General features: G+C 54.8%; 30 protein-coding genes. 15 read left to right on the top strand and 15 right to left on the bottom strand.

The window, feature by feature from the left end; genetic code table 11:
* Positions 1-25: 25 nt before the first annotated feature.
* Positions 26-556, bottom strand: coding sequence for a CarD family transcriptional regulator (locus tag ABJV08_RS03950; protein ID WP_176280795.1), 531 nt, complete (start codon positions 554-556; stop codon positions 26-28).
* A gap of 55 nt (positions 557-611) precedes the next feature.
* Here ABJV08_RS03950 and ABJV08_RS03945 point away from each other — a divergent pair, with 55 nt between their 5' ends.
* On the top strand, positions 612-839 hold the full coding sequence (locus tag ABJV08_RS03945) for a hypothetical protein (RefSeq protein WP_348041499.1): 228 nt from the start codon (positions 612-614) through the stop codon (positions 837-839).
* 21 nt (positions 840-860) lie between these two features.
* Here the strand turns inward: ABJV08_RS03945 and fdxA are convergent, their stop codons facing one another.
* The 3 genes from fdxA to ABJV08_RS03930 form a co-directional block, all read right to left on the bottom strand.
* Positions 861-1,199: a ferredoxin FdxA gene (gene fdxA / locus ABJV08_RS03940; protein WP_348041501.1), complete on the bottom strand. Its 339-nt coding sequence runs from the start codon at positions 1,197-1,199 to the stop codon at positions 861-863.
* Between the two features lie 103 nt (positions 1,200-1,302).
* Positions 1,303-1,590 carry a S4 domain-containing protein gene (locus ABJV08_RS03935; protein ID WP_348041503.1) on the bottom strand — a complete coding sequence of 96 codons (288 nt, stop codon included), beginning with the start codon at positions 1,588-1,590 and terminating at the stop codon, positions 1,303-1,305.
* A 24-nt stretch (positions 1,591-1,614) separates the two neighbouring features.
* A complete protein-coding gene (locus ABJV08_RS03930; protein WP_348041505.1) occupies positions 1,615-4,383 on the bottom strand; it encodes a helicase-related protein in 2,769 nt (922 codons plus the stop codon).
* 152 nt (positions 4,384-4,535) lie between these two features.
* On the opposite strand from ABJV08_RS03930, the gene ABJV08_RS03925 reads away from it, so the two are divergent.
* The 4 genes from ABJV08_RS03925 (at position 4,536) to ABJV08_RS03910 (ending at position 8,415) form a co-directional block, all read left to right on the top strand.
* Positions 4,536-6,158, top strand: coding sequence for a M23 family metallopeptidase (locus tag ABJV08_RS03925; protein ID WP_348041507.1), 1,623 nt, complete (start codon positions 4,536-4,538; stop codon positions 6,156-6,158).
* Between the two features lie 163 nt (positions 6,159-6,321).
* Positions 6,322-7,329, top strand: a complete 1,008-nt coding sequence (hemB, locus tag ABJV08_RS03920) for a porphobilinogen synthase (protein ID WP_348041509.1) — start codon at positions 6,322-6,324, stop codon at positions 7,327-7,329.
* Positions 7,322-7,864 (top strand): GNAT family N-acetyltransferase, encoded by a 543-nt coding sequence (locus ABJV08_RS03915; protein WP_348041511.1) that lies wholly within the window; start codon positions 7,322-7,324, stop codon positions 7,862-7,864. The genes hemB and ABJV08_RS03915 overlap by 8 nt, the downstream gene beginning before the upstream one ends.
* The gene (locus ABJV08_RS03910) at positions 7,861-8,415 is read left to right on the top strand and encodes a gamma carbonic anhydrase family protein (protein ID WP_348041513.1); all 555 of its coding nucleotides are present in this window, start codon (positions 7,861-7,863) and stop codon (positions 8,413-8,415) included. The genes ABJV08_RS03915 and ABJV08_RS03910 overlap by 4 nt, the downstream gene beginning before the upstream one ends.
* 11 nt (positions 8,416-8,426) lie before the next feature.
* On the opposite strand, the gene ABJV08_RS03905 is transcribed toward ABJV08_RS03910, so the two are convergent.
* On the bottom strand, positions 8,427-8,942 hold the full coding sequence (locus tag ABJV08_RS03905) for a hypothetical protein (protein ID WP_348041515.1): 516 nt from the start codon (positions 8,940-8,942) through the stop codon (positions 8,427-8,429).
* A 217-nt stretch (positions 8,943-9,159) separates the two neighbouring features.
* Here ABJV08_RS03905 and rplU point away from each other — a divergent pair, with 217 nt between their 5' ends.
* The 3 genes from rplU (at position 9,160) to ABJV08_RS03890 (ending at position 10,709) form a co-directional block, all read left to right on the top strand.
* Positions 9,160-9,684 (top strand): 50S ribosomal protein L21, encoded by a 525-nt coding sequence (gene rplU, locus ABJV08_RS03900; protein WP_348041517.1) that lies wholly within the window; start codon positions 9,160-9,162, stop codon positions 9,682-9,684.
* 3 nt (positions 9,685-9,687) lie between these two features.
* The gene (rpmA, locus tag ABJV08_RS03895; RefSeq protein WP_348041519.1) at positions 9,688-9,957 is read left to right on the top strand and encodes a 50S ribosomal protein L27; all 270 of its coding nucleotides are present in this window, start codon (positions 9,688-9,690) and stop codon (positions 9,955-9,957) included.
* A 197-nt stretch (positions 9,958-10,154) separates the two neighbouring features.
* Positions 10,155-10,709 carry a GNAT family N-acetyltransferase gene (locus tag ABJV08_RS03890; RefSeq protein ID WP_348041521.1) on the top strand — a complete coding sequence of 185 codons (555 nt, stop codon included), beginning with the start codon at positions 10,155-10,157 and terminating at the stop codon, positions 10,707-10,709.
* An 8-nt stretch (positions 10,710-10,717) separates the two neighbouring features.
* Here ABJV08_RS03890 and ABJV08_RS03885 read toward each other — a convergent pair whose 3' ends face one another.
* The 5 genes from ABJV08_RS03885 to lnt form a co-directional block, all read right to left on the bottom strand.
* A complete protein-coding gene (locus tag ABJV08_RS03885; protein ID WP_348041523.1) occupies positions 10,718-11,680 on the bottom strand; it encodes a metal-dependent hydrolase in 963 nt (320 codons plus the stop codon).
* 191 nt (positions 11,681-11,871) lie between these two features.
* Positions 11,872-12,567, bottom strand: a complete 696-nt coding sequence (locus tag ABJV08_RS03880; protein WP_348041524.1) for a tRNA (guanine(46)-N(7))-methyltransferase TrmB — start codon at positions 12,565-12,567, stop codon at positions 11,872-11,874.
* Positions 12,564-13,655, bottom strand: coding sequence for a hypothetical protein (locus tag ABJV08_RS03875; RefSeq protein ID WP_348041525.1), 1,092 nt, complete (start codon positions 13,653-13,655; stop codon positions 12,564-12,566). The genes ABJV08_RS03880 and ABJV08_RS03875 overlap by 4 nt, the downstream gene beginning before the upstream one ends.
* Before the next feature lie 73 nt (positions 13,656-13,728).
* A complete protein-coding gene (gene metK / locus ABJV08_RS03870) occupies positions 13,729-14,940 on the bottom strand; it encodes a methionine adenosyltransferase (protein WP_348041526.1) in 1,212 nt (403 codons plus the stop codon).
* Between the two features lie 68 nt (positions 14,941-15,008).
* On the bottom strand, positions 15,009-16,586 hold the full coding sequence (gene lnt, locus ABJV08_RS03865; RefSeq protein WP_348041528.1) for an apolipoprotein N-acyltransferase: 1,578 nt from the start codon (positions 16,584-16,586) through the stop codon (positions 15,009-15,011).
* Between the two features lie 78 nt (positions 16,587-16,664).
* On the opposite strand from lnt, the gene ABJV08_RS03860 reads away from it, so the two are divergent.
* Together ABJV08_RS03860 and ABJV08_RS03855 are read left to right on the top strand one after the other, a co-directional pair.
* Positions 16,665-17,354: a hypothetical protein gene (locus ABJV08_RS03860; protein ID WP_348041530.1), complete on the top strand. Its 690-nt coding sequence runs from the start codon at positions 16,665-16,667 to the stop codon at positions 17,352-17,354.
* Entirely contained in the window at positions 17,344-17,784 is a 441-nt protein-coding gene (locus ABJV08_RS03855) for a VOC family protein (protein WP_348041532.1), read from the top strand. The genes ABJV08_RS03860 and ABJV08_RS03855 overlap by 11 nt, the downstream gene beginning before the upstream one ends.
* Before the next feature lie 28 nt (positions 17,785-17,812).
* Here ABJV08_RS03855 and ABJV08_RS03850 read toward each other — a convergent pair whose 3' ends face one another.
* Entirely contained in the window at positions 17,813-18,409 is a 597-nt protein-coding gene (locus ABJV08_RS03850; RefSeq protein ID WP_348041534.1) for a helix-turn-helix domain-containing protein, read from the bottom strand.
* A 66-nt stretch (positions 18,410-18,475) separates the two neighbouring features.
* On the opposite strand from ABJV08_RS03850, the gene ABJV08_RS03845 reads away from it, so the two are divergent.
* A complete protein-coding gene (locus ABJV08_RS03845) occupies positions 18,476-19,375 on the top strand; it encodes a metal-dependent hydrolase (RefSeq protein ID WP_348041536.1) in 900 nt (299 codons plus the stop codon).
* A gap of 15 nt (positions 19,376-19,390) precedes the next feature.
* On the opposite strand, the gene ABJV08_RS03840 is transcribed toward ABJV08_RS03845, so the two are convergent.
* Entirely contained in the window at positions 19,391-19,942 is a 552-nt protein-coding gene (locus ABJV08_RS03840) for a hypothetical protein (RefSeq protein WP_348041537.1), read from the bottom strand.
* 229 nt (positions 19,943-20,171) lie between these two features.
* Between ABJV08_RS03840 and ABJV08_RS03835 the strand changes: the two genes are divergently transcribed.
* Together ABJV08_RS03835 and ABJV08_RS03830 are read left to right on the top strand one after the other, a co-directional pair.
* A complete protein-coding gene (locus ABJV08_RS03835; RefSeq protein WP_348114702.1) occupies positions 20,172-21,311 on the top strand; it encodes a histidine kinase in 1,140 nt (379 codons plus the stop codon).
* Entirely contained in the window at positions 21,308-22,057 is a 750-nt protein-coding gene (locus ABJV08_RS03830; protein WP_348041540.1) for a LytTR family DNA-binding domain-containing protein, read from the top strand. The genes ABJV08_RS03835 and ABJV08_RS03830 overlap by 4 nt, the downstream gene beginning before the upstream one ends.
* Here the strand turns inward: ABJV08_RS03830 and ABJV08_RS03825 are convergent.
* Positions 22,054-22,953, bottom strand: coding sequence for a prephenate dehydratase (locus tag ABJV08_RS03825; RefSeq protein ID WP_348041542.1), 900 nt, complete (start codon positions 22,951-22,953; stop codon positions 22,054-22,056). The genes ABJV08_RS03830 and ABJV08_RS03825 overlap by 4 nt on opposite strands.
* Positions 22,954-23,165: 212 nt before the next feature.
* Between ABJV08_RS03825 and ABJV08_RS03820 the strand changes: the two genes are divergently transcribed.
* A complete protein-coding gene (locus ABJV08_RS03820; protein WP_348041544.1) occupies positions 23,166-23,807 on the top strand; it encodes a cytochrome c family protein in 642 nt (213 codons plus the stop codon).
* 32 nt (positions 23,808-23,839) lie between these two features.
* Here ABJV08_RS03820 and ABJV08_RS03815 read toward each other — a convergent pair whose 3' ends face one another.
* On the bottom strand, positions 23,840-24,709 hold the full coding sequence (locus ABJV08_RS03815; protein ID WP_348041545.1) for a TIGR00730 family Rossman fold protein: 870 nt from the start codon (positions 24,707-24,709) through the stop codon (positions 23,840-23,842).
* Positions 24,710-24,758: 49 nt separating this feature from the next.
* The gene (locus ABJV08_RS03810; RefSeq protein ID WP_348041546.1) at positions 24,759-25,442 is read right to left on the bottom strand and encodes an extensin family protein; all 684 of its coding nucleotides are present in this window, start codon (positions 25,440-25,442) and stop codon (positions 24,759-24,761) included.
* 104 nt (positions 25,443-25,546) lie between these two features.
* Between ABJV08_RS03810 and ABJV08_RS03805 the strand changes: the two genes are divergently transcribed.
* On the top strand, positions 25,547-26,203 hold the full coding sequence (locus tag ABJV08_RS03805; protein ID WP_348041547.1) for a ferric reductase-like transmembrane domain-containing protein: 657 nt from the start codon (positions 25,547-25,549) through the stop codon (positions 26,201-26,203).
* Positions 26,204-26,208: the final 5 nt, after the last annotated feature.

Below are 26,208 nucleotides of genomic sequence, written 5' to 3'. Positions count from 1 at the left end.
TCGACGAACGACAGAAGACTATCGATCAATCTTCCTTAACTTCATAATATTGCGGCGCTGCAATATTCAAAATCTCGAGAATTTTCGTCAGAGCCGTTGGCTCGTCGGTTTCTTCCATGGCCGCCAATTCGCGGGCCAGGCGGCTGGATGCCGCTTCAAAAATCTGCCGTTCGGAATAGCTTTGCTCCGGCTGGTCATCAGCGCGGAACAGATCGCGGGTCACTTCCGCAATCGAAACCAGATCGCCGGAATTGATCTTCGCTTCATATTCCTGAGCCCGGCGCGACCACATGGAACGCTTGACCTTGGGCTTTGCTTTCAACGTTTCCAAAGCTTCACGCAGCGTTTTGTCCGAGGACAATTTGCGCATGCCCACGCCTTCGGCCTTGTTGGTCGGAACCCGCAAGGTCATCCGCTCTTTTTCAAAGCGCAAGACATATAGTTCGAGTTGCATGCCTGCAATTTCTTCATTTTGCAGTTCGATCACTCGGCCTACACCATGTTTTGGATAAACAACATAATCGCCCACATCAAAGGACAGCACATTCGCAGCCATAAAAAGCCTTTCTTGATTCAATGGAAAAGAACGCTGGTAACGTTCAATCTTCGTCATGCCCGACGAAAAAACCCTTTCGTACATATATTTAACGACCGAACACCACCCGCAAGCTCAGGTGTTCAGCCGATTACCGGAACTGCATAACAGATTCGTCACAAAAAAGCAATTTATCGTTGCAATGCACAACGCATCGCCGTCGAGAAAAGCTTACCCGCCGTTCACAACCGAAAAGGAGCGATTTTTGCTGGGTTTGATCGACGATCGGCGCAGACTCTATTGAGCCCGCTGTCCGCCCTCCGAACTAGTCGCCCTGACCGGGTTTTTCAGAGAAGAACGCTTCAAACTTGCCTTCCATGCCCTTGAACTCATCAGCATCAGCAGGCGGTTCGCGGCAAACCGTAATATTCGGCCATTCTTCGGAAAACTTGGTGTTTACCTCGAGCCATTTTTCAAGGCCGTCTTCGGTATCCGGCAGAATCGCTTCCGCAGGGCATTCGGGTTCACAAACACCGCAATCAATGCATTCGCTGGGGTTGATGACCAGCATATTGTCGCCTTCGTAAAAGCAATCCACCGGACAGACTTCAACGCAGTCCATATATTTGCACTTAATGCAGGCTTCGGTAACAACATAAGTCATCTGGTCGTGAACTCCCCTATACCAGTCCGCTACTTGTGGGTGGCGATCCGATCCTAGCTATTGTGCAATTTCTGACACGTCAACAGTTGGTTTGACCGCTATTTCAATTGCCAGTCTGCAATATCTCGTAACAGGAATGCGCCAGCGCGACGCTGCCCCTCCGTTCCGGCAGCGCTGATATCCGCACAACATGGACGTTGCGGCCCTGAGGTATCGTCAATATGTCACCCTGACGCACCTTCACATGCCCGCGTTCGATACGCCGCCCGTTCAGGCGGACATGTCCTTTTTCTGCAATTTTACGGGCCATAGTCCGGTTGTGGGCAAATCTGAGAAACCAGAGCAGCTTGTCGATCCGCAGCGTTTGATCCGCCACGGACGTTCGATTCACGTCTCTTCTGCTCAAGCCTGCATCCTATTTTTTCATACTGTCCCTGAGCGCCGCCAGTTCAGCAAAGGCACCGCTTGCGGTGGCGAGGACCGGTTCAACCTTGCGCTTTCCAGGCGCATTCTTAACGTTTTTGTGACTTTTTCGAGCGGATTTTGACGGATTGCGATTGTTCTTGCGCGCCATTCCCTTCCAACGCCAATTTTGCGCAGGCTCGACAGGTCCCTTCGATTCTGGGCTGGCCTCGGATGGCGTCTTAGCTGGTTCTGCTTCGGCAGCTGGCGGCGCATTCGATGCGACCGTATCTTCTGGCGTGGCCACCGCTTCTTCACCGGAGGAAGTCGGAGCGCTATCGGCTTTCTCAACAACTTCTTTCGCCGCTGCGGGCTTGTCATTGGTTTTGACGAAGCCAGCCAGGCCGAGCAGCGCCTCGTGACAGCTTTTGGATAGCCCCAAAGATGTTGCCAGCGCAGCATCGACAGAGAATATCTCGCCGGCTTTCCGCGCTTCATGGGCTTGTTTTATCAAACGTTCGACCATGTCGACCCGAACATATTCATCAGCAATTCTGCGAAAACCGAGCCGTGATGCGTGCTCGGCCGCCGCAAACGTCCCTTCCTTGAGATGCACGGCATTGTCCGGTGCCTGATCGATCATGGGCTTCGCGTCATGGGCCGCGAACAAAGCGGTTCGCCACAGCACGGCGCCGGGTTTCATCAGCGCGTGATGGAAAATATCGAGCGCGCCGAAGACCAGACCCGCCCGGCGGGCATGGCCGCGCATGTCATTGTCGAGCGCGCGAACGGCTTCATCGATATCGCGCCGCGAAAGGATGCCGCCAGCGTCAACAATCTGGGCAAATAGCGCGCGCACCGCGGCCGGCGTTGCCGGTTCATTGGCCAGCGCGTCAATTTTCACCAAGCCCTGCAGATGCTTGTCCTTCATCGCCGAGACCCAGGCTTTCACCCGGTCGATGACTTTCTGGCCATCTTCGGGCGCCATGTCCTTGATCGCACGGTCGAATTTGATCTCGGGCTGTAACAAAGTGCTGCCCTTGGCCAGCACCGCGAGCCGTTCGTCACCCCAGAGTATCGCCGGCTGGCCCGCCGCATCGGGAACCAAGGCCAGAACACTGTCCGGTGCCTTGGCTAGCGCGTCTGCATTTTCCGTCATAATTCGTCCCAAATATCTTTCTGCTGCGGCAAGCAGCATCTTACGATCTTCTCTCCGGCTATCGGATGGCACAACAAATTGGAAGCCCTTGAGTGTTCCAATTTCCTGTCCCTCAACCAGAACCGTCCCATCCTCATCGACGATTACGTCTTGTGGCAGAGTATCTTTCATCAGACCACGCATCAAAACCCGCGTCCGTTTGTCAACAAACCGCTGGGTAAGCTGACTGTGCATCGCGTCGCTCAGTCGCGATTCCAGCGCGCGCGTGCGATCGATCATTACCTCGGGTTGTTCCACCCAGCGGGTTTTCTGCGCAATATAGCTCCAACTGCGCGCGGCGGCGATACGCGCTCCCAGCGTCGCGATATCACCCTGCACATTTTCCAGCCGCGATATTTCCTGCGCCATTCTGGCATGGGGGATTTTGCCCGAAGCGGATGCGAGATGCGGCCAGAGCGAGCCGATGAAACGCGCCTGGTGATCCGCCCCGACCTTGCGAAAGTCTGGAATGCACGCGGCCTCCCAAAGCAAGCGCACCATATCCGGCGAAACCGCATGCCGAGACACGGCCGGATCTTGCGAGAGTCGTTTTAAAACCGCCAAGTCGACGGCTTCTGGCGCAGCGCGCAATCGCCGGTCGTGCGGCTTTTCTTCCAACGAACGGATCAAGCGATCTACCGACCCGAAATCGGGTTCTGCATTGCGCCAGTAAAGCCATTCCAGTCGGGGAAAATGGTGCGATTCCAAATTTTCAATATCTTCCGCCTGCAGTTCATCGGACGAGGCCAGTCCGGATAGCACGCCAAAGCTGCCATCTTTCTGATGGCGTCCGGCCCGTCCGGCAATCTGTCCAATTTCCGCGAGCGTGAGCCGTCGTCGGCGACGGCCGTCAAATTTCCTTAAAGCAGCAAAGGCAACATGGGTGACATCCAGGTTAAGCCCCATGCCAATGGCATCGGTTGCCACCAGATAATCGACTTCGCCATCCTGATACATTTTGACCTGTGCATTCCGGGTCTGCGGGGAAAGCGATCCCATGACAATCGCCGCGCCGCCGTGCTGCCGGCGGAGCATCTCGGCGATCGTATAGACATCCTCGAGCGAGAAGGCGACGATGGCTGATCGCCGCGGCAAACGAGAAAGCTTGCGGGGGCCAGCGTAACTCAGAGTGGAAAAGCGCGGACGGGTGACAATCTCGGCCTCGGGCAGCAGCGTCTCGATCAATGGTCGCAGGCTTTCCGACCCCAAGATCATCGTCTCGTCGCGGCCGCGGGCATAGAGCATCCGGTCGGTGAATATATGGCCGCGTTCGGGGTCGATTCCAATCTGCGCCTCGTCAATCGCGACAAAGGAAAATTCGCGATCCATCGGCATGGCTTCGGCCGTGCACAGGAACCACTGGGCATTTTTTGGTATGATTTTTTCTTCACCGGTGACCAATGCCACCCGATTGGCGCCTTTGAGAGCGACCACCCGATCATAGACTTCCCGCGCTAGCAAACGCAGCGGAAATCCGATCATCCCGCTCGAATGCGCACACATGCGTTCGATAGCAAGATGGGTTTTACCGGTATTGGTCGGGCCGAGAACGGCGATAAGGGACGGCGGATCAACAGGGGACATTATCTGCACAACAGCTTATAAGGCTGCGAGTTGCAAGAGGCTTGGCGTAAAATCGGCGCAGAGAGACTGGATAACTGCGATTTTGCACGTTTCGCCGCATGCATGACGCGACCGCGGCGGGTTAATTTGACATTAACTAAGTTCGTGCACAGATGTTTCATGTAATCTGGATGCAAAGCCGTAAATTGCGTCGCCAAGGGGTTCGTTTGTTCAAGAGTATCGACGATATCAACATGCCAGTGCAAGGGGCTGCAACCATCGCAGAAAACCCTCTTCAATCGTCGCTGCCCGCCGCCTTTTTCTCCAAAGAAAAGCTTGGTGAATGGCGTGACTATTTTGCCGAAGTCGAGTGGGTACCCGATCTTGGCGTGAACATCGGAAGTCTGATCTGGTTCCGCGGTCTAGTGACCCTCGCGACCTTATGCGGCGTAGCCCTATATTGTCTCCCCGATTTCGGTCCGATTACCGGACATCGCGCGGATCCGCTCAGTGGATACCGGGCGGATCAGGCCCGTTCGCAGATGATCGCGCCGCTCGCATATGGATCCGACACCGGCGTAAGAATGGCCGCAACCGATGCGGTGCGCCCGCTGGCGGAAAGCCCGGAACGCCCGTCCGTCGAACTGGTGGCTACTCTGGGTCGCGGCGATAGCCTGCGACGGGTTTTGCAGCGCGCCGGTGTGGCCAGCAATGAAGCAGCGCAGGTCAATAGGTTGGTCAGCGGCGCTGTTGCTCTTGGCGACATCAAGCCCGGCACCAAAATCGACGTTGTCCTCGGTCGTCGCCCGGCCAAGAACCAGGCCCGGCCGCTGGATCAATTGGCTTTTCGTGCACGGTTCGACCTGAATCTGGAAGTGCTGCGTGACGGAGAGCAACTTAAGCTCAATCGCAAACCTATATTGGTGGACGACACTCCGCTGCGGATCAAAGGTACGGTCGGGTCCAGCCTTTACCGCTCGGCGCGCGCCGCCGGTGCCCCAGCCGATGCTGTCCAAAAATATCTGCAAGTGATCGGCAAGAAAATGTCGGTTTCCCGAGACATTCGCAGCACCGACGAATTTGACATCATCCTCTCCTATCGCCGCGCAGAGACCGGTGAAGTCGAAGTTGGTGAACTCATGTACGCCGGCCTGGATCGCGGCGGCAAAGCGAAGACGCAAATGCTGAAATGGCAGAGCGGCGGTCGCACCAACTGGTTTGAGGCATCCGGAGTCGGCCAGTCGAATGGCGAACTGGCCCGGCCCACCAATGGACGGATCACATCCAGATATGGCATGCGGCGCCATCCGATCCTGCGCTACAAGCGCATGCACAGCGGACTGGATTTCGGCGGCGGCTATGGCAAGCCCATTTACGCGGTCACAGACGGCACCGTTACCTATGCCGGCCGCAAAGGTGGCTTTGGCAATTTTGTAAAAATCAAACATGCGGGCGGACTGGCGTCTGGCTATGCCCATATGAGCCGGATCGCGGTGCGCAACGGACGGCGCGTGCGCAAGGGCCAGATTATCGGCTATATCGGATCAACTGGCCTTTCGACCGGACCGCATCTTCATTATGAACTCTATCGCGGCGGACGGACGATCAATCCCAATTCGGTAAAATTCGTGCAACGCGCGGAACTGAGTGGAAAAGAACTGAGACGATTCCGGAGCGAATTGAAACGTGTCAAACAAGTGACGCCGGGGGCCGCCCTTGTGACGCTGAAAAGCGCCACAACTGCTCCGAAAGAGCAGCGGGAAATTAGCCGCCTGGGGAAAAGCACGGTCAGCTGAGGCGAATGGCCTCAGGTCTTGCCGACACAAACCGCGACTGCCGCTTCCAGCTTTGCTTCGGGCGGGTTCATCTTCTCGCCAATCCCAACAGGCAGCAAGATTGCAAGGCCCAAAACCCTTATGGGATATTGAGAAGCCTTGAAGGGTCGGCTAAGGCTGCATCATGGAAACAACCACAAGCGCTTCATTCCCACACACCCGTCTCCGCCGCACCCGTGCTTCGACATGGAGCCGAGCAATGGTCCGTGAAAACAATCTCACGCCTGCGGATATGATCTGGCCGCTTTTCATTTCCGAGGGGAGCGATGTTCAAGAACCGATTGATTCCCTTCCCGGCGTTTCTCGATGGTCGGTGGACCTGATTGTAGAGCGCGCAAAAGAGGCCCGTGATCTGGGCATTCCCTGTGTCGCATTATTTCCCAATACGCCAAACGGCAAACGCAGCGACGATGGCCAAGAAGCGCTCAATCCAGACAATCTGATGTGCCGCGCGACCAAAGCGGTCAAAGACGCGCTCGGGGATGATATCGGCATCCTCACCGATGTCGCCCTCGATCCATATACCAGCCATGGCCAGGATGGGCTGCTCAATGACAAGGGCTATGTCGAAAATGACCGCACGCTCGAAATATTGACCAAACAAGCGCTGAATCAGGCCCATGCCGGAGCCGATATTATCGCGCCATCCGATATGATGGATGGTCGGGTCGGCGCGATCCGCAGCGTTCTGGAACTTGCCAATCATCACGATGTCCAGATCATGGCTTATGCTGCCAAATATGCCAGCGCCTTCTATGGCCCGTTTCGCGATGCCGTTGGCTCTGGCGGGCTGCTGAAAGGCGACAAGAAGACCTATCAGATGGATCCGGCCAATAGCGACGAAGCGATGCGCGAAATTGCGCTCGACATTGCCGAGGGCGCGGATAGCGTCATGGTCAAGCCGGGCCTCGCCTATCTCGATATCATCCATCGCACCAAGGCCGAATTCAACGTGCCGATCTTCGCCTATCAAGTGTCTGGCGAATATGCGCTGATCAAAGCCGGCGCGGCAGCCGGTGTGGGCGACCATGATGCGCTAATGATGGAAACCCTGACCGCATTCAAGCGGGCCGGTTGCAGCGGCATGCTGACCTATTTCGCGGCAGATGCGGCGCGCCTCCTCAATGGCTGAATTTTTCCTCGAATCAGAACATCTGATCATGCGGGGTTGGCGCTCAGACGATCTGGATGCTTTTCACGCGATCAATAACGATCCCAAGGTGCGAGAAACATTGGGACCTCTCATGACACGGGAGCAGGTGGCAGATCTCATAGGCCGGATGCAGAAGCTCCAGGCTAAGGATGGATGTTGCTTCTGGGCACTGGACCGAAAGTCGGATGATCGCCTGATCGGATGGTGCGGAATGATTCGCGGCAGCCATGCTCCTATTCTCGACAAGCTGGAGATCGGCTGGCGACTGGGTTCCGATATGTGGGGCAACGGATATATCACCGAAGCAGCAAAAACATGCATTCAATGGGCCTCGCTTCAATATCCAGATGAACAAATCTGGGCGATCACCAGCGAGAACAACCGGCGCAGCCGCGCCGTGATGGAGAGGCTGGATATGATATATTTGCCGGAACTGGACTTTGATCACCCCAGCGTCGATCCCGAGAGCGACCTGCTACGCCATGTCACCTATTGTACAGAGAGAAACCAATGACCGACCCCCTCATCCTGCCTTTCAATGACAAGACGCCCAAAATCCACCCCAGCGCCTTCATCGCACCGGGTTGCAAGATTATCGGCGATGTCGAAATCGGTCCGGAAGCGAGCATCTGGTATAATTGTGTGATTCGCGCCGATGTGAATTTCATCCGAATCGGTGCGCGCAGCAATATTCAGGATGGCACCACCATCCATTGCGACAGCGCCACCCCGGTTACGCCCAATGGCCACCCAACCATCATCGGTGATGATGTTCTTGTCGGGCATATGGTGATGCTACACGGGGCGACCCTGGAAGACCGGGCCTTTGTTGGCCTCAGCACGACGGTCATGGACGGCTGTGTGGTAGAAGGCGATGCGATGCTGGCAGCCGGTGCGACGCTGACGCCCAACAAACGGATCCCCACGGGACAACTGTGGGCAGGCTCACCCGCTAAATTTATGCGCGAATTGCCCGAGCAAGCGATTGCCGGAATGCGCATGAGCGTTGCCCATTATGTCGAAAATGCGAAGGCGCACAAAGCGGCGGTCGACGGCCTGGCATAAAGCAATTTGGTCTAGCGCAGCTGGCCTTTCATTGAGTCGATCTCGGCTTGCTGACGCTCCACCTGCCGGCGCACGACATCGCGCTGCTTTGCAATGACCGCGGTTCCGCCTGACGCGTTTTGACCGCCTTGGCGAACCAGCTGTTCCCTATAGAGAGCATCGATATCGGCCAGCGCCTCGACCGAGGGACTACGGAGAATCTCTAGCGCAGCCAGTTCCATTTGCGCAACGACCCACGATTCACTCGACACGGCCGCGCCGCGCGCCGCAGCCGCCCGTTTTTTGACGCGTGGCAGACTGGTTTGAAATTTGTCATCCGCAGCAACGCTCTTGGCTGCTGCTGCGTTTAGTCGATTTTGCTGTTCCGCGGACAGAGAGGAAATCGCAACGGCAGGTGCGGATGATTCGCGGATCGGCGAATCATCTTCATAAGGGCGTTTCAGAAGCGACGGAAAATCGCCCTGCTGCATCGCGCAACCCGACAAGGTCACAGAGATTATCGTTACCGAAGCTGAGAGTTTTTTCATTGCTCTGTCTTTAGGAGAGGCTTAACCCGTCTGCAACGGCCAATCTCCAACGAGAAGCGGAGCGATGCCACGTCACCTCGAATAGCCTTAAATCGCCTTAAGCTGGTTGACAGCGCCAGTTTCATCGGTTAGCTGCCCACTCTTTCCAGCGTGAGCCGAAGGACTCGCGTTAACGGTCATGTGCGCTGGAACCACAAATTTGAAACGGAAAATAGCCATGTTCGCAATTGTGCGCACCGGCGGCAAACAGTATCGGGTTGCCGCAGGAGATATTATCGCAGTCGAAAAACTAGCTGGTGAAGCTGGTGATTCTGTCACTCTGGACGACGTTTTGCTGGCCGGTGACGGTGGCGACATCAAGGACACCAAGGGTCTGACCGTTGCGGCAGAGATCATCGCGCAAGAAAAAGGCGAGAAGGTCATTATCTTCAAGAAGCGCCGCCGGCATAATTATCGCCGGAAAAACGGCCATCGTCAGCAGCACACTGTGCTGAAGATCAGCGCCATCGGTTCTGCAAAAGCGCCGAAAAAAGCCGCTGCAAAAAAAGAAGCTGCGCCAGCCGCTGAAGCAAAAGCTGCTCCGGCTAAAGAAAAGCCAGCCGCTAAAGCGAAAGCCGCTCCGGCCAAGAAAGCACCAGCGAAAAAAGCTGCTGCAAAAACCGAAACAAAACCGGCTGCTGCGAAGAAAGCACCGGCCAAGAAGCCAGCCGCTAAAAAGCCGGCTGCCAAGAAAGAGGGCTAAACCATGGCACATAAAAAAGCAGGTGGTTCATCCAACAACGGGCGCGATTCAGAAGGTCGTCGCCTGGGCGTCAAGAAATTTGGCAGCGAAGCTGTTGTCGCCGGCAATATTATTATCCGCCAACGCGGAACCAAGACCCATCCAGGTCGCAATGTCGGTATGGGCAAAGACCATACGCTATTTGCACTTGTTGATGGCAAAGTGGAATTCCACAAAGGCAAGCTCGGCCGCAAATATGTGTCGGTCGACGTCATGGCGGAAGCCGCAGAATAATCGGACAATCGATAAAGGGTTGTCCTCTAGAGGGATGACCCGGCAGGTTCACAAGAACCACCAATTTCAGGGAGAGGGTCATCCTCTCCCTTTTTTTGTCTCTCCCTGTCATAACGTCACGGTCTTGTAACGGTGGTCCGCTAATGGATACATCAATCAAGACAGGGGCGTCATATAGATGATGATGGAGAGTCCCGATGTTTGCCGTAACACCAAGATTGCTTCTGAGGCCTGGTTGGCCTGAAGATAGTGGCACCCTGTTCGCCGCGATCAATGATGAAGTGGTCGTCCGCAACCTTGCAAAAGCCCCTTGGCCATATGAGAGCCAGGATGCCGCGGAATTTTTGGCAATGCCGCGCCCTGTCCTCAATCCGAATTTTCTAATCTTCAGCCGCAACGGCAAAGCGCCAGAGTTTCTCGGTTCAATCGGATTCGGAGATGATGGCCAAGGCCACCTCGAGCTGGGCTATTGGATTGCCCGCCATCACTGGGGACATGGCTATGCGACCGAGGCCGGCCACGCGGTGCTGGATATTGCCAAAACATTGGGTCATCCAGAAATACAGGCTGAGCATTTTGTCGACAATCCCGCATCAGGAAAAGTCCTCCGGAATCTGGGTTTCAGACCGACCGGACGAACCGCGCCTCGCTTTTCAAAAGGCAGGGGACAGGCCGTAGACGCAGTCGAATATACTCGTTCTTTATCTGATGATGATTCGGCGGGTGATATGATGCAAAATCTCGCCGCCTAGCAAAAGCCTCAGGCCACTTTTCTCAAAGGGCCTGAGCCTTTCCGCTCTTCCAAGGCAGAAACGTTCTTGGCACCTTCCCCATCACGCATGATGGCCGCTTCATATTCACTCTCGGCAAGCTGGATGAGGTCACGGTCATCAATATCCCAGGGATGGAATCCCGGTTTGAAAAACTGCACCCAAGGGCCAAGCGTCCGTCTGAACGGAGCAGGGGTAAACAGCGCATATTTTGCCAGTCCAGCCCAAGCGCGAACCCCCGAAATCCCGTCCTGCCGCAGCAAATCAAGAATGCCCCTGATCCGATTGAGCGTAAACCCAAGCGAAATTTTGGCCATGAAGGAACTGCGCACAAACCAGCGTTTCAGCGGGCTCCAGTCTCTCGTGACATATAGATATGTATCATAAGCCACGCCTTTATGCTCAATCTCTTCCGACGCGTGCCAGAGCCAAAGATTGCGCTGATGTTCGTCGGCATGTTCAAAATGCCGCGGATTGGCAATCACCTCAGCCGCCAGAATTGCAGTAATATGTTCGATGCACATGGTCGCCACGAGATGCGAGATCTCTGGCATGGCCCTTATGCCATTCATAACATTGCTGATCGATTCTTCGAGTCGCGAAATATCGAGGTCACAGTCGGTCAAATGTTGGTTGAAACAATGATGCTCGCGGCTATGGACGGCTTCCTGCTGAATGAACGCACGAATTTCTGCCTTTAATTTCGGCGGAACACGCCCGAGATATTTCTTGAGCGATTCGATGAAAAACGTCTCGCCTTTGGGAAACGTTACCGATAGCGCGTTGAAAAAGGCCGATGCATAGGGATCGCCGCCGATCCAGCGTCGCCGCTCGATCGCTGCGCTCGCGAAATGGCGGTTACGGGATTGGATATGCAGATCAACCGGAGTCGCGCTGTGGCGTGACGGATCGGATTCAATCGCAGAATCAATAGGGGGTGGTGTCCTACCCATGTCTATTTTTAGGCCCTCCATTCCAATCTAAACCGGCATCGACAATGACTTTGGTTAAGCGTTTTATAGAAAAGGAAGGTTAAAGATCAGCATCCCAGCATGCTTAATCTTCATGGTTAAATTCTGGTTATTTATGATGAAAACGCCGGAATTCCGGCGCTTCAAAAAAAGGATGTTGCGAAATTATTGGTTTATTTTCGACGATACCGGAAATACCAGACGTCATGTCCTTGGCGACGAGCTTTTGCTTCATAGCGCGTTTCGGGCCACCCCCCCGGACGGATCTTCCAGTCCTTCGGACTTTTGCAAAGCCAATCAAATTCATCACGTTGGTTCATGATCATACAGGCCCACTCGAGGTAAACAGGGTGATCGGTACCGAAACGGAACTCGCCTCCAGGCTTTAGTTTTGCTGCGATCATGTCAACCGGTCCGTGGTTCATGAAACGCCGTTTGGCGTGCCGCGCCTTGGGCCAGGGATCCGGATGCAACAGGTAGACGAAGCTAAGGGACCCATCGGGAATCCGTTCCAGCACGTCCAGCGCGTTGCCCATATGCAAACGGACATTCGCCAAATGGCCGTCACGAATGTGCTGTAACGCTCCGACCATACCATTTAAATAAGGCTCACAGCCAATGAAACCGTGGTCCGGAAGCATATCAGCGCGCGCGGCAAGATGTTCGCCCGCGCCAAAGCCTATCTCGAAATGGAGAGGGCGGTCGCCGCCAAACAGTGTCGACGATGACACCGGGCCTTCAACAGGAACCGCAATTTGCGGCAACAGTTTTTCAACCAACTCAACTTGTTGATCACGCAGCGCATGACCCTGACGCCGACCGTATAATTGGCGAATGGTGGTCGGGTCGCCTTCTTTGGATATGGTCATTGATCCTCATCGGGTGAGACGTTGATCGTTATGTTTGACCCGCTCGACAGTGGCCAGGTCGTTACACTCGATATCGCCGCATTGTCGCCCGTGGCAGCCATAAGCGTTTGTGGTGTCGGCAACTTATTCAAATCAGGGAATATGACATTCTGGTCCAGCCTCATAAGGATCGGCGTATATCGCTTCCCCTTACTTCCGCCGATCAGGCCACCAATATCGTTGATGGACACAGAAGCGGCGCGACCAGCATCACCAAGAGGCAACAGATAGCCTGTTCTCGTTTCATCCGGGCGATATATGGACAAACGCCCGAAATCTTGCGGATCGCGGCAATAAACAACCGCTTCTTCCTCAACTTCCGGCGATTCTTCGGTCATCAAAGCGCCGGTAAGGCCACCAATGATAGCATCCGTTGTCGTCGGTTTGATTCGGCTGACCTTGTCGGCTAGCTTCAATTTTCCCGCACAGGATAAAATTGGCACAGCGGTTGGTGCAGAGACGATCTTTTCTGGCCATTGAATATCGTTCAACATCGGTTCCAATAAGACTGCCATTTCTTCCGGTGAGAGCTCTTCGGAACTGAAACGGATTTTGACCAACCAGCCATTGAGTGGCATCATTGCCACGCCGCTACTTTTGAAATCGCCACCCTTCGTGCTGTAAACAGCCATCATTCCACTGGCATTGGACTGTCCCGGCGGCGTGAATGTAGATGAGAGATACTCGCTACTATCCGGTAGAAAATCTACGTTCCTGCGCAAAGATTGATTCGCGGCATCAAACCACAATGGAACGCTGTCAACGGCAGCCCGATAGAAGAATAGAGTGACCCGAGTCCGACCTTTGTCTCCATGATATTGCGCGAAGACATCCAACCCGTTCTCGGTCAGGTCCCGTATATATTGGCGCTCGAAACCGCCAAGCGCGGCTGGCATCGCAACACCCGTTTGCGCGTGATGCCAATCTTCTCCTGCCTTGGCTTCAATAGTGCGCTGTTTGATTTGCCCCTGTGCAGGAACCACAGCGAGAATCGTCGCCATCGCTAAAGACAGAATCATCCCGTAAAACGACGTTGCTGATGCACGCATGAAAATTTACCTCACCCAAAATGAAATTTGAGAATAAGCGACAATTGGGTAGCGGAACAAGCGTTTTAAAGAATCAGACGGCCGCTTTCAATGCGTCCACGAGATCGGTCTTTTCCCACGTGAAAAGCTCACCTTCGGCTACACGGCCGAAATGGCCATAAGCCGCGGTCGGGCCGTAGATTGGTGCGTTGAGACCGAGGTGCGTTCGGATGCCTTTGGGCGTTAGACGGACCAACTTCGGTAAAATTTCTTCCAGCTTCTCTTCGCTGACCGTTCCGGTGCCGTGCAAGTCGACATTGATCGACAAGGGCTCGGCAACACCGATCGCATAGGACAGTTGAATAGCGCAACGTTTTGCAAGGCCCGCGGCAACGATATTCTTGGCCATGTAGCGCGTGATATAGGCCGCCGACCGATCAACCTTGGTAGGATCTTTTCCGGAAAAGGCACCGCCGCCATGGGGGCTTGCACCGCCATAGGTGTCGACGATAATTTTGCGTCCGGTCAGACCAGCGTCGCCGTCGGGGCCGCCAATTTCGAACCGCCCGGTCGGGTTGACGTGGAACACCGTGTTGTCGGTGATGAAACCTTCGGGCAAAACCGAATGGAACACGCCCATCACATAGTCCCGCAATTCTTCATATAGCGCCGGATTATCGCTATCTTTAAAGTAGCCGGGCGCATGTTGCGTAGACACCACCAGGGCGACCGCTTCAACCGGCACTTCGTTGACATAGCGCAACGTCACCTGGCTCTTGCTATCGGGCTCTAGAAAAGGCGCTTTGCCGCTGTGGCGGTCGGTGGCCATCTGCTTCAAGATCTGGTGCGAATATTGCAAAGTTGCTGGCATCAATTCCGGTGTTTCGTCACTGGCATAGCCAAACATAATGCCTTGATCGCCAGCGCCTTCGTCCTTGTTGCCACTTTCGTCCACGCCTTGCGCAATATGCGCCGATTGCGGGTGAAGGTGATTCTCGAACGTGAGGTTTTGCCAGTGAAAACCGTCTTGCTCATAGCCGATATTTTTCACCGTTTCGCGGACCGCGGTCTGGATTTCTTCCTGTGCACCAGGCGCCCAATTTCCATCCGTGTCGATCATGCCCTTGCCACGCACTTCGCCGGCAAGCACCACCCGGTTGGTGGTGGTCAGGGTCTCGCATGCCACCCGGGCTTCCGGGTCTTTGGCAAGAAACAGATCAACAATCGCATCAGAAATCTGATCAGATACTTTATCGGGATGGCCTTCAGAGACCGATTCGGAGGTAAAAATAAATTCTGAGCGCATAGCAAAATCCTGAATTTAGGCCGGCAATAGGCCGATCAATGGGACATAAGGAAAACTTTATATGTACTTTAACGGGCGCGAACTCGAATGGCAATGGCCGAGATAAGCAAAATTATCGCCAGGCCAAGCGGCAAGATATTACCGTAGCGCGCGAAGAGTGTTGGGGGTTTTGCGCGTGGCATACGGCCATCGATCCGGCCGGCCTCACCCATCGGGATACTGTCAATGACGCTGCCTTCAGCGTCGATCACCGCCGAAATTCCGGTCGGTGTCGAACGAATGACCGGCAGACCTTCTTCAATGGCCCGCAAACGAGACTGCGCGAGATGTTGCGGCGGCCCCCATGCCCCGAACCATGCGTCATTGGATGGGTTGAAAATGAAATCCGGTCGATTGTCACGGTCCACCACCTGTCCCGAGAAAATAATTTCATAGCAAAGCTGCAGACCAACCTTACCGAACTTGCCCAGGTCAAGTGAGCGCGCACCCGGACCTGGCCAGAAATCAAAGTCGCCGGGCGCCAGTCGGGACAGGCCGATCGCGGATAAGAACGGCCGCATCGGAAGATATTCGCCATAAGGCACCAGATGGGCCTTATCATAGCGCCCGAGCAGCTCCCGCTCTGAATCCATGGCAAAGACACTATTGCGGGCGCCAACGGCGCGCCCTTCTGCCTCGTCAAATTCGAGTTTTAACGCGCCGAGCACCAGCACATCGCCTGGCCGCATCAACAAACCCAGCTGTTGACGCACAAATTCGGGCGGGCGCCCGTAATAATAGCGGACTGGATATCCGGTTTCGAGATAGTCGGGAATGGCGGCTTCGGGCCAGAAAATGATTCGCGGGCTGTCATCTTCCCGGCGCGTAAGCTGCGCCAGTTTTGTCAGATTTTGCTCTTCATAGCCAGCCTTCCATTTGTCCTGCTGGCCGATATTGGGCTGGACCACAGTGATAGGAATGCCATCCGGCTCGCCTTTCAATATCATATTCATATTGGTGAACTGCGCCCGCAACAAAATGGCACTGGTGAAAAAGGGAATGGCAAGTCCGATGATGAGCAGTTGCCGCCATTTCCTGCCCTTCATCGCCGCGCCCATTTGAACCAATATGCCGCCGGCGACAATCGCCAGCGCCGCAAGTCCATAGGTCCCGACATAGGCACTCTCTGCCCAGAATATCTCTGGCAATGCTGCGCCCAAAGGATTCCAGATAAAACCACTGAACACCCAGCTTCGAAGCCATTCGGTTATGATCCACGAGCCTGCAAGGGCAATGATGAACACCCATGGCCTGCGCTTGCCCATCAACCAAGCCATCAGAGCTGCCAGGGCAGGATAGACCGCCAAATAGAGCGACAGCAATATCACTGCGATATAGCCCAGTGATTCGGGCATTGCCGCCTGAAAGGTAAAGGCCTTGGCGATCCAGTTCAGGCCCACCACAAAATGACCGACACCGAATAGCCAGCCAGACAAAAACACCGCCTTGCGACTCTGCAACTGCATCAAAATCACGATCCACAAGGCCAGCATCATCAAAGTCAGCGGCCATAAATTGAGCGGCGCAAAGCCGGTTGCGCTGATTCCGCCGGCGACAAGCGCAAACAGGAAGGGGTGGCGGTTGATCATTTCTCGAACTTTTAACACCGGCAGCTTTTGACCTGTTCACGGCGACCATTCAATTGCTAATTGCCGGAACGGGGATTTGGTTGCTATTGCATCCTGATGAATATCATTCCCCTCCTGACACTTGCCCTGGCGCAACCCGCAGCAAACCAGCCGGTGCCGCTCAACGAAATACAAAAGCGCAATCTATCCTGTGTTGCGGTCTTTGCGATTGTTGCATCGGAGCAAGAACGCGGCGTCATAAGCGCGCTCGACTATCCTCTACTAACCGATCGGGGCGCAACCTATGCCGGACTGATCGGGCAACAGATAGTGAGCGAAACCGGAAAGACCAAAGAACAGGTCCGGCAGGATATGCTCGCGGCCGTTGCGGCCCAACAGGAGAAAGGCAGGGAAGCGGCCGATGCCTATGAAGTCATAGAAGAGGAAATTGCACAATGCCTCCCTCTTCTCGATGCGGCAGTTCCGCCCCCACCAAAGCCCGATCTGAACCAATGCGCAGGAATTTTGCAACTGGCCTATGATGAAGTGCATGACCGCGAAGGTCTATCCAAGACAGCGCAGGACCTGAAGACTCTTGCCGCCGTTCTCGACAGCCGCGCCCGCGACAAAATGCGCGCCGAAGGGCTGAGCGGTCAAGAAAGCGACATTTTACTGACGCAAAGCCGCGAAGCGATGCTGGCCGATGCCAAGCAGAAAGAGGCAGAGGGCCAAAGTTCCGATCTGGATTTTGAACATTGCTTCACGCTGGCCGCTCCCGAAGACAAGCAGCGGAAATATGAACACTAGCGCCGCTGGCACGCTGCGGCCATTTCACCTCGCATTCCCGGTGCGGGACCTTGAAGAGGCGCGGACATTCTATGGTGAACTGCTAGGTTGTGAAGAGGGACGTAGCGCTCCGCATTGGATAGATTTTAATCTGTTCGGGCATCAGATTGTCGCCCATCTGGACGCGCATTTCGCCAACCGGGCGATGAACAATGCGGTAGACGGAGAGCAAGTGCCCGTACCCCATTTTGGCGTAGTCATGACAATGGCGGGCTGGCAGACGCTGGCGGATCGTTTGAAAGCGGCCAACACCGACTTCATCATCCATCCAACGGTTCGTTTCAAAGGACAGGCTGGCGAGCAAGCCACGATGTTTTTTTGTGACCCCAGTGGCAACGCACTGGAGTTCAAAGCTTTTGGCGACGATGGTCAGCTATTCGCTAAGGATTGATCCCGTTCCGCTTTCCCAAGTCTAAGCCCTAGGATTCGTGTTCCTGCCGCCATCGGCCAAGCGCGTCGTCCAACTGGCGCTCCGCCATATCGCGGGCCGAATTTCGAGCCAAATCGAGCGACCCTGATAGGCGCTCGCCAATCAGCGCATCACCCAAGGCCATGAGAACCAGGGCCAAAGTATCTTCATGCATCTCCCGGTCTTCGTGCCCGCCTTCTCCGATATCGTCCACCAATGTATGGATCGCGTCTACGATCGGATCGAGTGCGTCTTCATTGCCGGTCAGCATCATCCAGGACCAAAGGGCCGCCGCACCTTGTTTGTCAAACGCATCAAAGGTCAGATCGACAATGTCGCGCACGGACCCCTCGCCGGTCCGTGTTTTCAGGATCGCCTGCCCGATCAGACCGCAGACCTCATCCGACAAATAAGCCGCCAAGGCCTTTTGTAAGCCGGAAGCGGAACCGAAATGATGCAAAAGATTAGCATGCGTGCGGCCAATTCGTCCGGCCACAGCCTTCAATGTGACCGACTGCGGACCGGTTTCGATCAGCAAATCACGCGCCGCTGCAAGCGCCATGCTGCGGCTTTCTTCCGGGGAGAGGCGTCGTTTCGCTATTGACATTTATGTAAGTAACCTTATCTGTAACCAATTGGCTATAAGCCGAATTTCGTTCAATGGAAACATCTGATGAATATGCTCAAACCCGTCACCGCCCAGCCGGACACCATAGATACGCCGACGCCAGCGGGTCATGAGATTACACCACGTGACCGCCGTTTTGGGCGGGAAGAAGGCCAGGAACTCGGTAAATACTGGCAAAATGGCGATGCCATCGCGACAGCATTCTACAATTGCCTGTCGCTTACCTTCCCACGCGGCGAAGCATTTTTCATCGAAAGCGTGAAGGAATTCAGAGATCGCACACCGGATAAACTGCAGAAAGAGATCCGTGCTTTCGTGCAACAAGAGGTGATTCACAGCCGCGAGCATCTGGCACTGAACCGGAGGCTCGAGGATTCCGGCTATGACACCAGCCGAATCGAAGAGCGGATCACAGAATCCCTGAACATGACCAAAGACCGCCCCAAGATTACCAATCTCGCGGCCACGATGATTCTTGAACATTTTACCGCGATCATGGCGCAGCAGTTTCTGGCCGACCCCCGGCACTGGGAAAATTCCGATCAGGAAACCGCTGATCTATGGCGCTGGCACGCACTGGAAGAGATTGAACATAAGGGCGTCGCCTACGACACCTGGCTATACGCAACCAAGGATTGGTCCCGTCTCAAGCGCTGGCAGGTTAAGGCCATAATGATGCTGGTCATCACGCGCAATTTTTGGGGCAACCGGTGGACAGACACGCTCGACCTGCTTGCGCAAGACGGGATGACCGGATGGCGTATAAAGCTTAAACTGATCAAGTTCCTGCTCGTCAAACCGGGCATTGCACGGGCGATCATCATCCCTTGGATCAAATTCTTCTTGCCCGGATTTCACCCCTGGAACGAAGATGACCGGCATTTGATCCAGCGGGCTGAAAGCGAATATGAAGCGGCAATTACCGGAAAACCGGCAACCGCCTGAAGTTCAAACTGGCGGTCAGTGGGCCGCTCTGCTCATATCCACTTTATCGACCCATTCAGGGAAAAAGCTTGGCTGGCGGTTGGACCAGCCGGGTGCGGTGGCAGCCGCTTCGCTGATTGATTGCAACAAGCCTTTGCGGGTTTTCGGATGAAGATGGGGAAGGGAAGCCGCTGCACAAAATGCGCCAGGCAGCCACGGACGCGAATCCGGACCCAACAGACGTTCATATAGAAAACGAAAAGCCGGAAAACTGTGGATGCGGCCTTGGCCGATATCAAAAGCGGCTAGGGAAATCAGCGAAGGCATAAACGCTTCCATGCTGTCGATCGCACAATCCTGAGGAATGGCTTTGCGAATATCGCCGATCCGCCGATACAGAGATTTCTGTACGTTGATGCCGGCCTCTTCGACCTTGTCGCGAGACCATGTTTCGATGGCGTCCGAACGATCAAGGCCCACATCCAGCGAACGGCGTATATAGCGCTGCGTTGCGGAACTGAAGCTCGCAAATTCTTTCATTTCGGCCAGCGTCATCGCACCGGGCACAGCTTGTATTTCCTTGGTCATGCTTTCGGGACTCCTTGTTAAATCATCCCACCAGTGCATTTGACCCGAACATGGTTAGCAATCGGTTAAAACCGTGCATATTAATTCAGCAACAGCTGCCCGAACTTGTAAAATTGCGCGCTAGACTTAGAAAGTTTCGACCAACCGCAAGCCTGTTTCGACCGGTCACGATTCCACTAGAGACAATTGATACCATCTTCGCCTAAGCTCCGTGGAAACCATGAATTGAATGAACATGCGAAAATTTGAACTCGGAAACCACAAGCCGTCTGTCGGACATCAGGTTGCAATCCTATCGATACTCGGATTCTGGCTTTTCTATGCAATCGTCCTGACGCTGCGTATCTCGGTCGGGGATTGGCCCGCTCAGGGCGAGATGGCGGTGCGACGCATTGTGGTGACCATTTTTGGCATCGGTATCACCTATTTGCTCTATCTGTTTCTCCGCCAATTTGAGGACAAAGCCCTTTCGACCCGGATCATCACAGCCTTTGCTGCCGCCATTCCCTGTGCGATTCTGATCGCCTCGTGCAACTATTATGTTTTCAACGTCTATTATCCTGAAAACCTGTGGGACGAAGCGCATGTCGAGAAAATGCGCGAATATATGGCCCAGGAAAATCTCGCATTCAAAGCCATTTTCGAAGATGCTACAGGTCGCTTCTTCTTCATCATCAGCTGGGCATCTCTTTATCTGACGCTAAGCTATGCCGGCGAAGTCCGGCAAGTAGAACGCAAGGCCGCTCGCTTTGCGCAGGCCGCTCAGGATTCCGAACTTCGGTCCTTGCGCTATCAGGTCAATCCCCATTTTCTGTTCAACACGCTAAACAGTTTGAGCACTTTGGTCATGCGCAGCCAGCCCGAAGAAGCAGAGGAAATGATCCTCAATCTCTCGAAATTCTATCGGACCAGCCTGTCTGGCGATCCGCTGGAAGATGTGCCCCTGTCAGAAGAAGTCCATCTGCAAAACCTTTATCTCGATATCGAAGCGGTCCGCTTTCCCGAACGCCTCCGGACAAAAGTCACCATTCCCGATGATCTGCTCTCCGTTCTAGTGCCCGGCCTCATTCTGCAGCCGCTGGTAGAAAATGCGATCAAACATAGTGTCGCGCATAGCAAACGGCCCGTCACGATAATGATTAGCGCGCGGTCGGATGGTGACAATCTGATTTTGACGGTGGCCGATGACGGTGATCCGCGCCCCGTGGACCTGCAGGACAATGGCGTCAGCAGTGGCATTGGTCTCGCCAATGTTCGCGACCGGCTCGAAACGCGCTTTGGTCGCCAGGCCGGACTGCAGACTGTACGTCCCGCCGAAGGTGGCTATATTGCCCAACTGACCTTGCCTCTGATGATGGACAATCCATGATAGAAGAAACCGAAGTCAAGCCGCTCAAGACCCTGATCGTCGACGATGAACCTTTGGCGATCGAGCGTTTGCAACTGCTCTGCGCGCGGCAGAAGGATATCGACCTCATCGGCACCGCCAGCGATGGCGAAGCAGCGTTGCGGCTGACCGAACAATTGCAACCCGATCTTCTGCTGCTCGACATTGCCATGCCTGGCAAGGATGGGCTGGATGTCGCCAGGGCATTGTCCGGCAAGGCCAATGCTCCGGCCATCATATTTGTCACGGCCTTTGACCGCTTTGCCGTCGAGGCCTTTGATGTCGCCGCAATCGACTATGTGCTCAAACCCGTCGAAAATGAAAGGCTGGCATTGGCCATTTCTCGCGTCCAAGAACGAACCGAAGAGATGCGCAGCAACGCCGATGAAGATTCGCCCTGGGCCGACGAATTTTGGGTGCCATATAAGTCTGAATTGCGCCGCATCGTCGCCACAGAGATCGACAGGGTTGAGGCGGAGCGGGACTATATGCGTCTGCATGTCGGCAGCGTCAGCTATCTGCTGCACCAAACGATCACCGGCCTTGAAGAACGACTCAACCCCGATGAATTTATCCGGCTGCACCGATCACATCTGGTTCGGCGCGACTGGATTGCTGGCCTGCGCCACGACGGCGGCGGTGTTTGGATGGCCTGCCTCAAATGCGATACAGAGATCCGGATCGGGCGGACCCATCTTGCAGAAGCGAAAAAACTCGCCGGGCGCTAGCTTTTCACAGTCCGCGGTCGCGCTTGCCGATAGGTGCCAAGCACCCGCACGCTATTGCAATGAAAGCTAAGCTCTTCCAGCGCGCGATCAACGGCCGGGTCACCCGGAGCACCTTCGACATCGGCAAAAAACTCGGTCGCAGCAAAGCTGCCGCCTTGTTGATAACTCTCAAGCTTGGTCATGTTGACGCCGTTGGTCGCAAAACCACCCATCGCCTTGTAGAGCGCGGCCGGAATATTTTTCACCTCGAAAACAAAGGTCGTCATCAACGGGCCAGCTGCTGCTGGTTTGGCCGCTTCCGGCGCAAGAACAACGAATCGCGTAATATTGTGGGCCGCATCTTCAATCTCGTCGGCGACAGGCTGCAGGCCGTATATCTGGGCAGCCAGCCGGGGCGCAATGGCTGCAGCATGCGGATCCTCCGCCTGTGCTACAAAGGCGGCGGCTGCCGCAGTATCCGCGTAGGCCACCGGGATGATTCCCCGTTTGCGTAGATAATGACGGCACTGGCCGAGCGCCTGGGGATGGCTCATCGCCGTTCTGATTTCGGCGTCCGCCGATTGCGCCATCAAACAATGCCGTATCTGCATGAAATATTCATCGACAATGTGAAGACCCGATTCGGGCAGCAGAAAGTGAATGTCGGCGACACGACCGTGCAGCGAATTTTCAATCGGAATAATCGCGCAGCCTGCGGTGCCTTGCTTCACCGCATCAATCGCATCCTCGAAAGCGAAACATGGTACCGGCAGAGCCTCTGGCGCATAGTCGAGCGCGGCGAGATGCGAATTGGCGCCCGGCGCACCTTGAAACGCGATCGCCTTTTCCGGCATTTCAGCGCCTTTCTCGGTCATTTTCCTGACCATACCCAGTGCGTTTTGCGGAAAGCTGTCCATCTTACCCCTCTTTTGCTGCGCCGCGATAGTCGAACCGGACAGCACGGGGCAAGAAAGAAGTGGCTCGTCCGCCAAGGCTGAGTGACATTTTCCATCCACAATTGCACCGCATACGGCAATTGAGGCCTTGCGTTGGCCCGTTGCCCTCTTTACAGACAGCACAAATTTGGCAGGCTATTCGTCGCCGCTCACTCAGGGGTTTGAGAGACAATATGAGCAACAATAACACCATCGCAGGCTGGGTTCTTGCTGGCGGCATCGCCGTATTGGGTTTTTCCATTGCCAGTGGCAAATATTTTCATGCCGGCAAACACGAACGCCCGGAAGTCATGGGTTACATCATTGAAGGCGTAGAAACCTCTGCCGGCGCTGCTGATACAGGCCCAGCCATCGAGACATTGTTGCAGACCGCCGACGCCGCGGCTGGCGAAAAAGTTTTTGGCAAATGTGCCGCTTGCCACACAATCAACCAAGGCGGAGCCAATGGCATTGGACCCAATTTGTGGAATTCAATGGGCAAACCGCATGGCCATGTCGCCGGCTTTGCTTATAGCGATGCTCTTAAGAGCGTTGGAGGCAATTGGGATTGGACGGCCATGGACGCTTGGCTGACCTCCCCCCGCAAATATGCCAATGGCACGAAGATGACCTTTGCTGGTCTGGGCAAAGCCCAAGACCGTGCAAACCTGATGGTATATATGAACGCGCAAGGCTCTAATATCCCGCTCCCGGCAGCGCCAATCGTCGAAGAGCCTGAGGAAGAAGAAGTCGTGGATGCGGCTGAAGCGGAAGCTGGCGCTGATGCCGAAGCTCAAGAAGCAGTAGAAGCGGACGCAGCGGCGGCTGAGGAATAGGCTTGTCGCTCCAGCTGCCCTAGGGCCAGACCCTAGTTGCAGTCCAAATCGTAAAACTTCTGGATTATCGCCCAGGCTTCATCTGCAGTTTCAACAAACTGAAACAGCTCGAGATCCTTGCGACTGATCGTGCCTTCTTCGGCCAGCGCGTCAAAATTGATGACCCGATTCCAGAAATTTTTCCCGAACAACAATATCGGAAGCTTTTCCATCTTGCCGGTTTGCACGAGCGTGACGAGTTCGAGAAACTCATCCAGCGTACCAAAACCGCCGGGGAAAACCGCGACAGCTCTTGCCCGCAATAGAAAGTGCATTTTTCTGAGCGCAAAATAGTGAAACTGAAAGCTGAGCGACGGCGTCACATATTCATTAGGGGCCTGTTCGTGCGGCAGAACGATATTGAGTCCGATCGATTCTTTACCGGCATCCGCAGCGCCGCGATTGGCAGCCTCCATGATCGACGGACCGCCGCCGGAACAGACGACGAAATCGCGCTTCCCTTCAAAAGAAATGCCGCATTCACTCGCTAGCCGCGCCAATTTCCTGGCTTCGTCATAATATTTGGCTTTCTCTTTCAAACGCTGAGCGATTTTTAGAGAATCTTCGTCGGTAGCCGCATCGATCAAGGTGTCGGCATTTTCGGGAGCCGGGATGCGCGCAGACCCATACATGACCAAGGTAGAACCAATGCCGGCTTCGTCCAGCAGCATTTCCGGTTTCAGCAATTCGAGTTGGAAGCGAACGGGGCGCAGCTCTTCGCGAAGCAGGAAATCATTGTCCTGAAAGGCTAGCCGATAGGCAGGATCTTGCGTTTGGGCGGTACCGAAATCAGCCTTTTCGGCAAATTCAGCTTCCTGTTTGGCGCGATAAAAACGACGGTCATGGAGATCTTTATTGGTCATGCCACTGCTCTAAAGCAAAGACATCAGGCTGACCAGTGGCCTTGCAGCGCTATCGGCAATATCCATTGCCGCTCATATCGAGATGAAAATGATCTCTGTGCGCGGCATTGTAGTTGGGACTGAGAACGGTGCCAAAGCGTTTGCAGGCGCTGTTGTGGATAGCGGCTAAAAACTGCATTTCCTGGCGTCCGCTCTTCCAGTTTTTCTCAACCGAGATCCGGCGGCCGTCATGGAGAACGAAAGCGGAGACATCGATGGCATTGGCATGGGCGTGTTGCGACAATTTACCCGATCCGGCGACATTGCGGCAATTATAGCTGCCCATCGTTTCGATCCGCTTGAGATCGCTGCCCAGATATTTGCGTGCCGCGCGTTTCACCGCATATTCGGTCCACGCCGCAAATTTCCCGGCCAGCTCACATTTGACAGGACCGAGATTGGTCACATCCGCGCCGACATCGAGCAGCTTGATACTATCGATCTGGCTGCAGCCGCCGCTGAATTTGCGATTGGGCAAAGGAGAGAAGCGGACATTGGCCTTGCCCAAGTCGCTAAAGCACTGACGGGCCGAAGGTGATGGGTCAAAGGAACCGAGACCGGCAGAGGCCTGCGGTCGGGACGATTGACCGTCGTTGCCCGAGGGTATCGCGCCACAGGCACTGAGAATTAGCGAGACCAAGCCCAAAAGCCCAACGGTTCGCGCACGGCGTCTGATTTGCAATTTCATTTCCATGCCGGGTCAATGGCAGAAGATGCTTAATCCCCGGCTGAAGACCATGGTTAACAAGTCCCTACCAACAGCCCGAATCGGGATCCGCTACAAATTGCGACAAATTTATGCTGGACCAACATGCCTCCAAAACCCATGATACCGCCATGTCTTTCTTGCGCAAATTAAACAGCTTGCCGGTCCTGTGGATTCTTTTGAGCCTGCCCGGCCTTTTCATGGTGCGCGGCTATTGGGTCGGCGATATAATCGCCATGGATCTGCTGCATCCGACAGGCGAATTTTCTGCCCGGTTCATGATCATTGCGCTATTCACCACGCCCTTTTCAGTGATATTCGGGAATCGCCCGTGGGTTGGTTGGTTTCTGAAACGCCGCCGCACTTTCGGGCTTGCGGCCTTTGGCTACGGCGTCCTGCATCTGGTGTTTTACATAATCGATATGGAAGCGCTTAAACCGATATTGGCTGAATTTTGGGCACCGGGAATTTGGACAGGCTGGGCGGCATTGCTATTGTTTGTTCCGCTTGCGATTACCAGCAATGACGCTTCGATGCGGCGGCTCAAACGCGGCTGGAAACGGCTGCAACGGCTCGTCTATTTTGCTGCTCTGCTGACCCTCGCGCACTGGCTGTTGATCCATGATGGTGTCGGCGGAGCGCTGGCCCATTTTGTTCCGCTCGCGCTGCTAGAACTATGGCGCATCATCATTATATACAGACAAAGAAACAACAAAACCGCGCAGCACGAAACGCTGCAAACACCGTAGATTTG

Origin of the sequence: Parasphingorhabdus sp. (assembly GCF_039982395.1) — a bacterium.
Lineage (GTDB): Bacteria > Pseudomonadota > Alphaproteobacteria > Sphingomonadales > Sphingomonadaceae > Parasphingorhabdus.
This window is presented reverse-complemented; position numbering and strand designations above follow the sequence as displayed.